At 61.0% G+C, this 13,271-nt stretch carries 11 protein-coding genes; 6 read left to right on the top strand and 5 right to left on the bottom strand.

The window, feature by feature from the left end:
• Nucleotides 1-41 precede the first annotated feature (41 nt).
• The gene (locus KF691_12670; GenBank protein ID MBX3390294.1) at nt 42-2,174 is read right to left on the bottom strand and encodes an elongation factor G; all 2,133 of its coding nucleotides are present in this window, start codon (nt 2,172-2,174) and stop codon (nt 42-44) included.
• Nucleotides 2,175-2,522: 348 nt separating this feature from the next.
• Between KF691_12670 and KF691_12665 the strand changes: the two genes are divergently transcribed.
• The 4 genes from KF691_12665 to KF691_12650 all read left to right on the top strand — a co-directional run bounded on the left by KF691_12665 (nt 2,523) and on the right by KF691_12650 (nt 7,016).
• Nucleotides 2,523-4,277 carry a glutamate--tRNA ligase gene (locus KF691_12665; GenBank protein ID MBX3390293.1) on the top strand — a complete coding sequence of 585 codons (1,755 nt, stop codon included), beginning with the start codon at nt 2,523-2,525 and terminating at the stop codon, nt 4,275-4,277.
• Between the two features lie 128 nt (nt 4,278-4,405).
• On the top strand, nt 4,406-5,035 hold the full coding sequence (locus KF691_12660; GenBank protein MBX3390292.1) for a redoxin family protein: 630 nt from the start codon (nt 4,406-4,408) through the stop codon (nt 5,033-5,035).
• Nucleotides 5,036-5,396: 361 nt separating this feature from the next.
• On the top strand, nt 5,397-6,179 hold the full coding sequence (locus KF691_12655; protein MBX3390291.1) for a TlpA family protein disulfide reductase: 783 nt from the start codon (nt 5,397-5,399) through the stop codon (nt 6,177-6,179).
• A 12-nt stretch (nt 6,180-6,191) separates the two neighbouring features.
• Complete coding sequence (locus KF691_12650; GenBank protein ID MBX3390290.1) at nt 6,192-7,016, top strand: class I SAM-dependent methyltransferase; 825 nt, start codon at nt 6,192-6,194, stop codon at nt 7,014-7,016.
• A 7-nt stretch (nt 7,017-7,023) separates the two neighbouring features.
• On the opposite strand, the gene KF691_12645 is transcribed toward KF691_12650, so the two are convergent.
• A complete protein-coding gene (locus KF691_12645) occupies nt 7,024-7,416 on the bottom strand; it encodes an ACT domain-containing protein (GenBank protein MBX3390289.1) in 393 nt (130 codons plus the stop codon).
• Between the two features lie 82 nt (nt 7,417-7,498).
• On the opposite strand from KF691_12645, the gene KF691_12640 reads away from it, so the two are divergent.
• Nucleotides 7,499-9,424, top strand: a complete 1,926-nt coding sequence (locus tag KF691_12640) for a glutamine--tRNA ligase/YqeY domain fusion protein (GenBank protein ID MBX3390288.1) — start codon at nt 7,499-7,501, stop codon at nt 9,422-9,424.
• Nucleotides 9,425-9,433: 9 nt separating this feature from the next.
• On the opposite strand, the gene KF691_12635 is transcribed toward KF691_12640, so the two are convergent.
• Both KF691_12635 and KF691_12630 read right to left on the bottom strand, forming a co-directional pair.
• Complete coding sequence (locus tag KF691_12635; GenBank protein MBX3390287.1) at nt 9,434-9,850, bottom strand: type II toxin-antitoxin system VapC family toxin; 417 nt, start codon at nt 9,848-9,850, stop codon at nt 9,434-9,436.
• Nucleotides 9,847-10,101 carry a type II toxin-antitoxin system Phd/YefM family antitoxin gene (locus tag KF691_12630; protein ID MBX3390286.1) on the bottom strand — a complete coding sequence of 85 codons (255 nt, stop codon included), beginning with the start codon at nt 10,099-10,101 and terminating at the stop codon, nt 9,847-9,849. Before KF691_12630 ends, KF691_12635 begins: the two co-directional genes overlap by 4 nt.
• 117 nt (nt 10,102-10,218) lie before the next feature.
• Between KF691_12630 and KF691_12625 the strand changes: the two genes are divergently transcribed.
• Nucleotides 10,219-11,628, top strand: a complete 1,410-nt coding sequence (locus KF691_12625; GenBank protein ID MBX3390285.1) for a lytic transglycosylase F — start codon at nt 10,219-10,221, stop codon at nt 11,626-11,628.
• A gap of 32 nt (nt 11,629-11,660) precedes the next feature.
• Here KF691_12625 and KF691_12620 read toward each other — a convergent pair whose 3' ends face one another.
• Entirely contained in the window at nt 11,661-13,175 is a 1,515-nt protein-coding gene (locus tag KF691_12620; GenBank protein MBX3390284.1) for an NADP-dependent isocitrate dehydrogenase, read from the bottom strand.
• Nucleotides 13,176-13,271 lie beyond the last annotated feature (96 nt).

Raw genomic sequence — 13,271 nt, 5'->3', positions numbered from 1 at the left:
TAGAGGACGATCCGCTTGCCGTCCTCAGCCTAGCACAACCCTCATTCTTTCTCTTCCTGGGGCTTAAATGCCGCAACAACGGCCGCCTGGACCTGGGGCGGCGTTTGTTCGTCGTGGCTGTAGTCCATCGAGAAGCTGCCGGCGCCGCCGGTCATGCTCTTGAGTTCGTTGGCGTAGTTCGAGAGTTCGCCCAGCGGAGCGACCGCACGGACAATGCACGTGTCACCCGACTGAACCTCGGAATCCTGAACTCGGCCGCGTTTGGTGGAGAGATGTCCGGCGATATCGCCCATGTAGCGACTGGGCGCGGTGACCTCGACGGTCACGTACGGCTCGAGCAGTTTGGGCTTGGCCTTGGTGACCGCTTCGATGAATGCCTTGCGGCCGGCGGTGATGAACGCGATTTCTTTGCTGTCGACGTCGTGATACTTGCCGTCGTAGAGCGCGACGCGGATTCCCTGCATCGGGTAGCCGGCGAATGCGCCGTTCTCGATGACCTGCTTCACTCCCTTCTCGACTGCGGGCCAGTATTGACGGGGGACCGTGCCGCCGACGACCTCGCTCGCGAATTCGAAGCCGGTCGGGTGATCGGAAGGCAGAGGCTCGATGCGGAGATAGACCTCGCCGAACTGCCCGGCGCCGCCGGTCTGCTTTTTGTGGCGGTGGTGCCCATCTGCCTTCCCGGTGATGGTTTCTTTGTAGGCGACTTTGGGCTGGCTTGTGATCAACTCGATGTTGAACTGCTTCTTGAACTTCTCGATGACGATGCGCAGGTGAAGTTCGCCCAGTCCGCGCATCACGGTCTGGTTGGTCGCGGCGATGCGCTCGATGCGGAGGCTCGGGTCTTCCGCCATCATCTTGTGCGAAGCTGCGGAAAACTTGGTTTCGTCCGATTGGTTCTTGAGTTGGATCGCCAGCCCGTAGAGCGGCTTGGGCAACGGGAGCGCGCGGAGGTGGACGGTGCTTGCCTCGGGCGCTTCGTGCAGGATGCCGTTGAAGTGCAGGTCGTCCACCTTACTGATCGCGGCGATCTCGCCGGGCCCGACCTCCGAAACTTCGACGTGCTCCTTGCCCTGCAACTTGAAGAGATGCCCGACGCGGAAGGGCTTGTTGTTGTCGTCGATGTAGAGTTCCTGCTTGTGTTTGATCGTGCCCGAATGCACACGGAAGATGCCGAGCTTGCCGACGAACGCGTCGGTCGCGACCTTGAAGACGTGCGCGATGACTTTTCCTTTGGGATCGGGCTTGGGCACGAACTCCTCTTCGATCGGGGCGCCGCTCTCGTCGGCGCCTTTGCGGATCTCGAACTCGGGCGGGCTCACTTCGAGGGGGCTCGGGCAGAGGCTGGCGAAGACGTGCAGCAGATCATCGACGCCCGCGCCGGTCTTGGCCGAGCAGAAGCAGATCGGGACAAGGTGCGCTTCGCCGAGCGCTTTCTCGAATGCCGCGTGCAGCTTCTCGGGATCAAAGCCGGCGCCTTCGCCCTTCTCGAGATATTCCATCGTGAGTTCGTCGTCGACCTCGATCACCTGCTCGACGATCGCCTTGTGCGCCTCGTGTACGGATGAGAAATCGGTCTGATCGCCGGCGGCGTCGTGCCCGTCGTGCTCGAAAACGTTAATAACTTTCTTTCCCTTCAAGGTCGGAAGATTGATCGGAAGGCAGATGGCCCCGAAAACTTCGCGAATGCGCGCGACGAGTTCCTCAAGCCCGTCGGCGTTCTCTTCCATTTTGTTGACGATGATCATGCGCGGGATCTTGCGGTCCGCGGCGACGCTCATCAGCCGGCGAACGACCGAATCGATTCCCTTGTGCGCATCGATCACCACGGCGACCGTTTCGACGGCGGGAAAGCACGCGATCGCATGCCCGATGAAATCGACGAGGCCGGGCGTATCGATGAGATGCACATCGTGGCCTTCATAGTCAAAGTGAAGAAAGGAAGGCTGGAGCGAATGCTTGTGGTGCCGCTCCTCCTCGGAGAAGTCGCTGACTGTGTTCCCTTCTTCCACCGTTCCTGCCCGCTTGGTCGCACCGGCGCTAAAGAGCAATTTCTCGGTGAGTGTCGTTTTTCCCGCTCCGCCCGAACCGACGAGGCAGATGTTTCTGACGTCGGCGACGGAGCGGGCACCTTGGCCTCCCGCGGTATGAGATTGGGTTTGAGTGGTGGTCATGGGCATTTCCTCCGTAGATAGGTGAGCTCGGGGACACAACCGACCGGATTGTCAGCGGGGGCGAGCCGGCGGCACGCTCCCGTCGCCCCAGTCTAAACCATCCGGAGCGAAGGTCAAAGTCGAATGTGCTCCGGGCGAGGAATGTATGGAGAAGTAGATGAAGACCGGCGTCGCCGCGTGGTATCGCTCGCCGCCGGAAAGTTCCGAATTCTGGAATGGTTCTTCTGTGATGCGTCGAGCGGACCAAGGATCGCCCGGGCGTGCTGAGCATATACGCGCACTTTGATCGAATGCGGCATGTTCGCGCCACTCCCGCGAAGTAGCATCTCATTCCTACCCTTGCCTCCCATGTCTTCAAGCCCACTCGTGACGCGCTTCGCGCCCTCTCCCACCGGCCATCTTCACATCGGCGGCGCGCGCTCCGCGCTCTTCTGCTGGGCCTTCGCCAAAAAGAACAACGGCCGCTTCATGCTCCGCATCGAAGATACCGACGCGGCACGCAGCAGCCTCGAATCCGCCCGCGGCATCATCGAAGACCTGCACTGGCTCGGCATCGTCAATGACCTCGGCCCCTACATTGCCAAAGACGGTTCGATCGGTCAGCACGACTGGGAAGCCGGAAGCGGTCGTGAACCAGTGGGGGAGTTCTTTCAGGCCAAACGGGTCCCGATCTACAACAGGTATCTCGAACAGCTCGTAAAAGCCGGGCGCGCGTACCCGGCCTTCGAGAGCAACGAAGAGATCGAGGCGCAGCGAAGAGCCGCGGTCGCGGCGAAGCAGACCTACCGCTATCCGCGCCCGGCGGAGATCGAATTCGGGAAGTTCAATGCCGCGCTCGAAGCGCGCTGGAATCGCGCGCAGGCCGGCGAGCGCCACGTGATGCGGTTCGCGGCGCCGCGCGAAGAGATCGTCGTCCACGATCAAGTTCTGGGCGATGTGAAGTATGCCGCGGGCGAGATGGACGATTTCGTGATCCGTAAGGCCGACGGCTTCCCGATCTATCACTTCGCGGTCGTGATCGACGACGAGACGATGGGCGTGACGCACGTGATGCGCGCGCAGGAGCATCTCAACAACACGCCGCGCCACGTCGCGCTGCAGAACGCTCTCGGCTTCCGCACGCCGTTCTATGCCCACATGCCGCTCATCGTGAACATGGACGGCAGCAAGATGAGCAAGCGAGACAAGGCGAAGTTCGCGCGCAAGGCGGCAAAGGACGCGATCGCGAAGGACAAGTCGATCACGCCTGCGACGCTGGCATCCGCGAGCGGACAGGACGAAAAGCTGATCGGACAGTTCCTGAGCGCCGACAACGACAGTTTGGAAGTCGCGCAATCGCTCGCGAAGCACTTCAAGGTTGCGCTCCCCGAAATCGAAGTGTGGGATTTTCGTCAGAACGGCTATTTGCCCGAGGCGATCACCAATTTCGTCTCGCTGCTCGGCTGGAACCCCGGTCTCAAGACCGCCGACGGCAAGGACCTCGAGAAGTTCGACATGAAGTTTCTCGCCGAGCACTTCGGGATCGAGCGCATCGGCAAGACCAGTTCCAAGTTCGACCGCGCGAAACTGCTGAGTTTCAACGCCGACGCGATCAACGCCTTGCCGGACGACCTCTTTGCAAAGCGCTGGCGCGAGTGGTGCACGGAATTCGAGCCGGACTTTGCGAGAGCGGTGGGAGATTCTGATTCGCGCTGGCTGTTGCTGGCGCGCGCCGTCAAACCCCGGGCCAAGACGTTGCGTGATGGAGTGAAAGCTTCGGCGTTCCTGCTTCGCTCGGATGCCGCCACCGATTTCGATCCTGCCGCCGCAGACAAGAACTTGCTCACGAGCGACCGCGCGGGTCTCAAACTCCTTCGCACCATCCGCGACCGATTTGAAACCGTGTCGGAAACAGAGTGGAAGTCGGAATTGCTGCATTCTCTGATCGAGCAGGTCGGGCAGCAGGCCGCAACCGGCATGGGACCTGTCTCGCAGGCAATCCGCGTGGCTGTCGCCGGCGCTGCGGTCAGCCCGCCTCTGGGCGAAACACTCGCAGTCCTGGGAAAGCGTTCGGCTCTCGTGCGGATGGATACTTGCTTGAAGAAGTTCGGGAACATTTGTTGAACGAACGGCTTTTCTGCGGAACTCGGCGAGCGGTATTCCCTCTAATAGAGGTTGACCCGGCCGGGTACAGGTCGCAACCTGATTCGTGAGTCGTTCTTTGTGGCGAACAGATCGATAGAGGAGTTGCCATGCGTCTTCTTTCCAAGCCGTCGGTCTTGTTGCTTGCAGTTGGGACGATTGCCGCATGTCTCGCATTGCCTCCGATGGCGATGTCAACCGCGCTTGCGGGAGAAAAGGCCGGGGCTGGGTCGGGTTCGCCGCAATCGAGAAAGCTCGAAGTCGGTTCGAACGCGCCCGAGTTCTATCCGTCGAAATGGATCAAGGGTGATCCGGTCAAGAAGTTCGACCAGGGCAAGGTCTACGTTGTCGAGTTCTGGGCGACGTGGTGTGGGCCGTGTCTCCAAAGCATTCCGCACCTGACCGAGATGCAGAAAAAGTACAAGGACAGTGTGGTCATCATCGGGATGGCGAGCTCCGAGCGAGTGAGCAAAGGCGGAAAAGATGAACGCTTCGCCAGGGTTCAGAAATTCGTGAAGGACCAAGGCGACAACATGAACTATCGCGTCGCATTCGAAGCTGATCGCAAGGTGAGCAAGGCTTGGATGGGTGCGGCAGGGGTGAGCACCATCCCGCATGCTTTCATCGTCGGTGGGGACGGGAAGATCGTCTGGATCGGAGACCCGCGAGTTCCCGCCTTCGGGGAGAATCTGAAGAGTGCAGTCGAGGCGGCCAACGCGGACATGAAAAAGGACAATTGATCTTCCGTCCCTTTCTGGTCGACCGCCTGTTTGACATTGAAACCAAGAGATGCCCCGCGTTCGGGGCATTTTTTTTGTGGGGTTGGGGAGGCAGACAGTGAAGCGATCACTCTTCCGGTCGACCGCGAACCCCAAAAAGCCCGGCGACCCCACACCCTTTTCCGGTGTCGATTTCTGCGCGAATCGCGCGGAGAACTCGCGGGTGTCGCGCAGACTCTGCACGACAAAATTCCGTGCAAAATACTGAACTCGAAGTTCATTCAAGTCGGCACAAAAAGTCCGATCTTCCTGCCCGATATCGAGCATCGGGATACGCCGCGCGACCGAGTGCGCCGCCGTCGAAGCCCCGGGGTGCCGACCCATGAAGATCCGTCCAATCTTTGCCGCCGCCGGTCTTGCCATCGCATGCTGCGCCACCCTGACGACGAGTCACGCCGTCGCGAACAACGCCGAAGCCGCTCAGGCTCCGGCGCTGACCGCCGGGTCGCGCGCTCCCCGCATCTCGGTCGATCGCTGGCTGAAGGGCGCGCCGGTTTATACGTACGAGCCGGGCCGCGTTTACGTCATCGAATTCTGGGCCACATGGTGCACGCCGTGCGTGGGAAGCATCCCGCACCTGACCGAGCTCCAGAAGAAATACCCCAACATCGTCATCATCGGCGTGACTGCCTCCGAGCAGCCGACGCAGTCAAACCTCGACGACCGCCTGACGAAGGCAGAGAGCTTCGTTGCCAAGCAGGGGAGCCGGATGGACTACACCGTGGCCTACGACGGAAACGGCTTCATGTGGTCGAACTGGATGGTCCCCGCGCAGCGTGGCGGCATCCCCTGCACGTTCATCATCGGGGCCGATGGAAACATCTCCTGGATCGGTCATCCCTTGCTTGATGAGTTCGACCGGGCGCTCGAAAACACGCTAAGCCAGTCGGGGGTCCGGAACGACGCATCCAATTGGCAAACGATCAACGTGAAGCCGTTGAACTCGACGATCCCCGCGCCGACGCCGAAGAAGGCTTCGGCCCCGACCAAAGTCGTTTCCAATCAGCCGGCCAAGATCGCTCCGGCTTCGACGCGAATCCCGCCCGCTTCGCCGGCAACAAAGAAAATCGCAACCGGTCCGACTCGTGACGACGGGCCGAAGTAGCCGATCGGCCGCGTGCCGCAACAATCCGGGGTGCGCGAACTCGACAGATTTGATTGCTACGAAGCCTGTGTGCAATCACCCGCGCACGTCGCGAAGTTTCTGCGCGCGGTGCATGGAAATCACCCGCGGGTTTTGCGTGAGGATTTCTGCGGCACCGCTGCACTGAGCCGCCGGTGGCTCGAAGATGCCGGACGTCTCGGCGAAGCGGCGCGGGCGGTCGCGGTTGATCTCGATCCCGATTGTGTTGAACGAGCTTCGCGGCAAAGTCCGGAGGCGCTCAGGGTGCTCCGCGCAGATTGCCGCAATCCGCATGTCGGAGATGGAGCCGCAGCCGACGTTGTCTTTGTCGGAAACTTCTCGGTCGGTTACCTCCATACTCGTTCGGAACTCGTGAGCTATCTGCGGCATTCGCGAGAGCGACTTGCTCGCGTAGCCAGGGGCGACCGCGGGGGAGTATTCGTCTGCGATACGTACGGCGGCGCATCGGCGTTCAAGCTCGGCTCGCTGACCCGCAAACACCCATCGCGAACGGGCGAAATCATCCACTATCACTGGGCGCACGAGGAGGCCGATGCACTGACGGGAATGGTGACGAACTCCATTTCGTTCAAAGTCGAGCGGGCGGGAGAAATCGTGCAGGAGTTGCCGCGGGCGTTCGTCTACCGCTGGCGGCTTTGGAGCATTGCCGAGCTGCGCGAAGCGATGATCGAAGTGGGCTTCGCATCAACCGAGGTGTACACCGAATGCAATGTTGTGCCCGGAGAAGTGCCGTGGGCGGTGCACGAGCCGTCGGAACTCAAAGATGACTGGATTGTGCTGGTGGTGGGCAGGACCTGAGCGATGATCAACTGAAACGGTGGCCGGCTTGGGTGAGAACTGCCTTTGCGCGATCAAGGTCGCTCTCGCGTACCAGGATGTAGTCGGTATCAAAGCTCGCGATCGGCGCGATGCTTATTCCCGCGTCCGCGAGCGGCACCGCGAGGCTCGCGATGATCCCGACTTGATTGAAATCCAGGGTCGCATCGATACCGATGATCCTCCACGGGCCTTCCTTCCGAATACCCGGCGGCACCGCCGAATCCGGGCAGATCACGCATTGCTCGGTGCGAGTGCGCACCCGCAAGAAGAGTGTCTCGTTCTCGGCCCACGTCGGCGGTTCGGCTCCGGGTTCGAGCCTTGCGTAGGCGAACAGTCCGGGCAGAACACGAAGCTGAAGCTTGTGGTTTGGAATCGCCATGCGCCGAGCGTACCCGCGCCCCCGCCAAAGACTCCTGTGAAGGGCGATTCCTGAACTCTTTCGCTCGTAGAATCCCGCCCTTATGACCGGTCCCACAAACACTTCCAAACCTTCCGGTGGCAAGCCCGTCGCGCCTTCCAATCCGCCCGCCGCGGAATCGTCATCGCAAGATCGCTCGCTGAACTTTCTCGAGCAGATCGTCGAGGCGGACAACGCTTCCAAAAAATGGGGGACGTGGGGCGCCAAGGAGCCGGCCCGGGCGAACGTGCCGCGGGTGCACACTCGTTTTCCGCCGGAACCAAACGGCTACCTGCACGTCGGCCACGCCAAGAGCATCTGCCTGAACTCCGGTCTCGCCAGGAAGTACGGGGGCAAGTTCAACCTGCGCTTCGACGACACCAACCCGGCGAAGGAAGAACAGGAATACGTCGATTCGATCATCCGCGACGTGAAGTGGCTGGGGGGCGATTTCGACACCGGCCCGAACGCGGGCGGGCTGCACTTCGCGAGCAACTACTTTGATCAGATGTACGCGTTCACCGAGGAACTCGTGCGCAAGGGCAAGGCGTACGTCTGCCAGTTGTCGGGGGAGGAGGTATCCGCCCGCCGCGGCACGCCGACGGTTCCCGCGACTTCTCCCCATCGCGATCGCCCGATCGAAGAGAGTTTGAGGCTGCTCAAAGAGATGCGCGACGGCAAGCATCCGAACGGCGCGATGACCGTGCGCGCGAAGATCGATCTCGCCTCGCCGAATTTCAACCTGCGCGATCCCGTGATGTACCGCATCATCCACGAGCGCCACCACAACACCGGCGACAAGTGGTCGATGTACCCGATGTACGACTGGGCGCACGGGCTCGAAGATTCGCTCGAAGGGATCACGCACAGCATCTGCACGCTTGAGTTCGAGAATCACCGCCCGCTCTACGACTGGTTCATCGATGCGATCAACGACGGGCGTGCTGGCTCTGGTGGCACCGGTCTCCAGACCGGTGATTCTGCGGCTCCCTGGTCATCCCTTCCCAAGATCCATCATCCGCAGCAGATCGAGTTCGCCAAACTGCGCCCGACCTACACCGTCATGAGCAAGCGCAACCTGCTCAAGATGGTGGAAGAGAATACAGTGTCGGGCTGGGACGACCCGCGCATGCCGACGATCAGTGCGATGCGTCGGCGGGGCTACCCGCCCGAGGCGCTCCGCAATTTCGTCACCGATGTCGGCGTGACCAAGGTCGAGAGTTACATCGACATCGGACGCCTCGAAAACGCCGTGCGCGACGTCCTGAACAAGATCGCGCCGCGCGGCATGGCGGTGCTAAAGCCGCTCAAGGTGACGATCGAAAACTGGCCCGCCGAACCCGATGGCAAGTCGAAGGTGGACGAACTCGATTTTGTCATCAACCCCGAAGACGAGAGCGTCGGAAAGCGCAAGGTGCCGTTCTCCAAAGTCATCTACATCGAGCAGGATGACTTCATGGAAAACCCGCCCAGGAAGTTCTTCAGGCTGGCGCCCGGGGCCGAGGTTCGTCTGCGCTGGGCGTACTTCATCACGTGCACGGGAGTGGAGAAGGACGCCGCGGGAAACATCACCGGCATCCGCGCGACCTACGACCCAGAGACGCGAGGGGGCGACGCGCCCGTCGGGCCCGACGGCAAGCCGACCAAGAAGGTCAAGGGCACGATCCACTGGGTGAGCGCGCAGCACGCCGTGCCGGCGGAAGTCCGACTGTTTGACAGACTGTTTACGGCAGAGGTTCCGGGCGAGAAGACCGGGAGCTACCTCGACGATCTCAACCCGAACTCGCTCGAAGTGGTGCAGGCGCTCGTCGAGCCCTGGCTTGCGGAGAATGCGAAGTACAACAACGAAGCCCTCGAAGGCGCACGCTTCCAGTTCGAGCGGCTGGGCTATTTCAATGTGGACAAGGATTCGACGCCCGGCAAACTCGTGTTCAACCGCACGGTGACGCTGAAAGACAGTTGGGCGAAGGAAGCCAAGCCGACATCCTGAGTGCACTCGCTATCCGAGCACCGCAATCTTCAACTTCCTTGCAGCGGTCGCGAGCTGCTTGTCCATCGTCGCCAGCGGCAGGCGCCGCCGCGCTGCAAGATCGAGGTATGCGGCGTCGTAACTGGTCAACCCGTGCGCGCGGCAGAGCGACAACAGCGGGCCGAACGCCCGGCTCGCGAATTCATGATCGACATCAATGTCGAGCGCAGACAACATCTTCAGAAACTTGTCTGATTGTGCGGGCGTGCTCCGCTTGCGCTTTTCCGCCATCGCGAGCGCGTTCGCAATTTCGAGCATCCACAAGCCCGGAACAACTGCCGCTTCTTCTTGCAATCGAGAGAGCAATTCACCAGTTTCCGGCGTCGCTTCTTCGTCGAAGAGCCAAGTGAGAGTCGTCGAACAATCGAGAACAAACGCGGCGCTCACCGGCGCCCCTCCGCGATGAGGTCTTTGATCCGCAGTCCACGGAGCTTCATCCCCTTCGCGAGCTTGCGCATGCCCTCGATCGCCGCCCGCTTTTTCGCGGCAGAACTCCGCCGAACCGGGACCATCTTCGCTACCGGCGCTCCGTGTCGCGTGATCGTCACTTCTTCTCCGTTCTCCACGCGTTCAAGAAGGTCGGAAAAGTGGGTCTTCGCGTCATAGGCGCCGATGCGGTTGTCTTTGAAGTCGGCCATACCGAAGTATATCGACTGGTCGGACACTAGTCTAAGCCGGCGTACCGCCGAATGGGCTTCTGGCTGCTGCGGCGGCGAGAGCCGCCGCACTTTGCCAAGTGCCGTAGACTGGGCCGCATGATCGCAAGAATCCTTTTCGCGGCCGCATGCCTGCTGCTCGCGCCCTCCTCCCGCGCCCAGTCCCAATCCGACATTCTCGTCCAGCGTGTCGGCTCGCTCCGCCACGACGATCTCCCCGAAATGCTCAAGCTCGGGGTGATCCGCGTGCTTGTCAGCCCCTCCCGCACCGATTTCTTCGTCGATCAAGGCCAGTGCCTCGGTTTCACCCACGATCTGATGACAGCCTATCGCGATGATCTCGTCAAAAGTCTCGACGATCACGACCGCAAACTCACGCTCGTCTTTGTTCCGGTTGCCTTCGACGATCTGATCCCGGCGCTCATAGAAGGAAAGGGCGATGTCATCGCCTCCAACTTCACGATCACGCCGCAGCGAGCCGAGAAGGTCGCGTTTTCCGATCCGTACATCTCGGATGTCCACGAGGTCGTTGTCAGCGGTCCGCGCAGCCCGAAAATCGATTCGATCGACGATCTCGCCGGCCAGGAATTGCTTCTTGTCGAAGGTTCCAGCTACGAAGCACACGCAAAGGCGCTCTCGGCGCGGCTGGTCAAGGAAGGAGAAAAGCCGATCCGCATCCACACGCCCGAGCGACCGCTCGAGACCGAGGACATTCTCGAACTTGTTTCCGCCGGTTCCATTCCTTTCACCGCCTGCGATCGTCACATCGCAAATCTCTGGGCGAAAGTGCTGCCCGATCTCGCCGTTCACGAAGACATTTTTCTTTCCAGTGGCAACAACATCGCCTTTGCCGTTCGACCGGACAGCAAGCAACTGCTCCAAAGCCTCAACCACTTCGTCGCCGACCACAAGAAGGGCACGCTGCTCGGCAACATCCTCTTCAAGCGCTATTTCGAGAACGCAAAGTGGTGCAAGGATGCGCTCAAACCCGTCGGTCGCGTCCGCATCGACCGCCTCAAGGCCGATTTCAGGAAGTACGCCTCGATGTACGATTTCGATTGGCTGCTCATGGCGGCACAGGGATATCAGGAATCGCAGCTCGATCAGGACAAGCGCAGCAGCGCCGGCGCGATCGGAATCATGCAGCTGCTTCCCAGCACCGGCAAGCAAATGGACTGCGGCAATATCGAAATCGCCGCCAACAACATCCACGCCGGCATCAAGTACATGTCGTGGCTCCGCGAAAACTACTTCAGCGATGACGACCTCGCGCCCGGACCGCGCGTGGATTTCACCCTCGCGGCATACAACGCCGGACCGGGGCGCATCCGGCAACTCCGCGAAAAGGCCAAGTCCGCCGGGCTCAACCCCAATCTCTGGTTCGACAACGTCGAACAGATCGCGATGCAGGAAATCGGCATCGAGACCGTGCGCTACGTCCGCAATATCAACAAGTATTACGTCGCCTATTCGTCGATGCTTGCGCTGCGCGAAGAGCAGGATAAATAACTACAAGTAGCATCAATCGACATCCGACATCGCTACTGCCCCTGCGCCAGGCTGTACCCCTTCACTCCATCGAACGTGCGAAGCAACTCGTACGAGCACACCGTAAAGCTCTCCGCCACGCGGTCCATGAGCGCCACACACCGGCTCTGCCCGAAACTCCCCGGCGCGACTCCGTCTTTTAATTCAAACCGCACGCGGTAATAGTCCACGCACTCGGTGTACACGCTCCCAGTCGGCCAGACCTGCGTGCCCCGGTTTGAAATAAGCGTCAACTTGAACGGCGTATCCGCCGCGGCACGCTGCATCTCTTCCGCCAGCGCCAGCGGGCTCAGCGGCGTATCAAGATAAATGTCGCAGCCGACCACGTGGGTGACCACGTTCTTGAACGTGCGGATCACCCGCGGCCCGCTCGGCTTGGCCTCGCGCACGAACGTGGGGGTCTTCGCTTCCGGTACATCCACCGCGGGCACCGTCTTTGGCTTGTTCCCCAGGTTCCCGATGATCGCGTTCGTGAAGTCACGCGTGCCGACGCTGGGTTTGCTCTTGTCCCCGAAATCGCCCGTGTGCACGCCGCTCTCGAGCGTCGCGAGCAGCGCGTTCTCGATGTTCGAGGCCTCGCGGTTCAGGCCGATGTGCCGGAGCATCATCATCCCCGACAGGACAAGACTCGTCGGATTCGCGATGCCGCGCCCGGCGATATCGGGCGCCGTCCCGTGCACCGCTTCGAAGATCGAGATGTGATTCCCGATGTTCGCGCTCGGCGCGAACCCGAGCCCGCCGACCAGCCCTGCGCACAGGTCGCTGACGATGTCGCCCTGCAGATTCGGCAGCACGATGATCTGATACTGCTGCGGCTTCACCACCAGATTCAAACACAGCGCATCAACAATCACGTCTCCCGTCTCGATCTCCGGAAAGTCCTTCGCCGTGGAGCGGAAGCGATCCAGAAAGAGGCCGTCCGTCATCTTCATGATGTTGGCCTTGTGTCCGCAGTGCACCTTTTTCACGCCCACTTTGCGCGCCGTTTGGAACGCGAACCGATGCACCTCATCACATCCCGGCGCGCTCATGAGACGCTTGCACTGGATCGTGTCGTTGCTCAGGCGGTGCTCGACGCCTCCGTAGGTGTCCTCGATGTTCTCGCGCACGATCGCGAAATCGATCGCGATCCCCGCCTTCGAGTACACCGTCTCCACGCCCGGCAGCGTCTTGAACACGCGATAGTTCGCAAACGCGTTCCACATCTTGCGCGCGGTGACGTTGATGCTCTTGCCACCGCCGCCCTTGGGAGTTTCCATCGGGCCTTTGAACAGGATCCCGCTCTCTTCCGTCACGCGGATCGCCTCGTCCGTCATGCCGCGGCTGTTCCCCTCCGCAAACACGCCCGCGCCCATCTTCACTTCGCGGAAGTGCACCCAATTCATCACGCCGGCGGCTTTGAAGAGTTCCAGCGTGGCGTCCATGATCTCGGGGCCGATGCCGTCGCCCTTGGCGACCGCGATCTGGATCTGATTCGGAGCGGGAGTCGTTGTCGCAGGGGTGCTCATGAGGGCTTTCGGGTGAGGCTGCTACGGGCTGCTGCTCGCGAATTCCGAAGTTTTTTCGGGATTCGGTAACTCGGGCGTTTTCTAGGTCATCCAACG

The sequence above is a fragment of the Phycisphaeraceae bacterium genome (genome assembly GCA_019636555.1).
Lineage (GTDB): Bacteria > Planctomycetota > Phycisphaerae > Phycisphaerales > UBA1924 > JAFEBO01.
This window is presented reverse-complemented; position numbering and strand designations above follow the sequence as displayed.

Coding starts and splice junctions, on each gene's coding strand:
- KF691_12660 (MBX3390292.1), top strand. CDS start 4,406: ATGCGTCTTCTTTCCAAGCCGTCGGTCTTGTTGCTTGCAGTTGGGACG.
- KF691_12670 (MBX3390294.1), bottom strand. CDS start 2,174: ATGACCACCACTCAAACCCAATCTCATACCGCGGGAGGCCAAGGTGCC.
- KF691_12620 (MBX3390284.1), bottom strand. CDS start 13,175: ATGAGCACCCCTGCGACAACGACTCCCGCTCCGAATCAGATCCAGATC.
- KF691_12625 (MBX3390285.1), top strand. CDS start 10,219: ATGATCGCAAGAATCCTTTTCGCGGCCGCATGCCTGCTGCTCGCGCCC.
- KF691_12630 (MBX3390286.1), bottom strand. CDS start 10,101: ATGGCCGACTTCAAAGACAACCGCATCGGCGCCTATGACGCGAAGACC.
- KF691_12665 (MBX3390293.1), top strand. CDS start 2,523: ATGTCTTCAAGCCCACTCGTGACGCGCTTCGCGCCCTCTCCCACCGGC.
- KF691_12640 (MBX3390288.1), top strand. CDS start 7,499: ATGACCGGTCCCACAAACACTTCCAAACCTTCCGGTGGCAAGCCCGTC.
- KF691_12645 (MBX3390289.1), bottom strand. CDS start 7,416: ATGGCGATTCCAAACCACAAGCTTCAGCTTCGTGTTCTGCCCGGACTG.
- KF691_12655 (MBX3390291.1), top strand. CDS start 5,397: ATGAAGATCCGTCCAATCTTTGCCGCCGCCGGTCTTGCCATCGCATGC.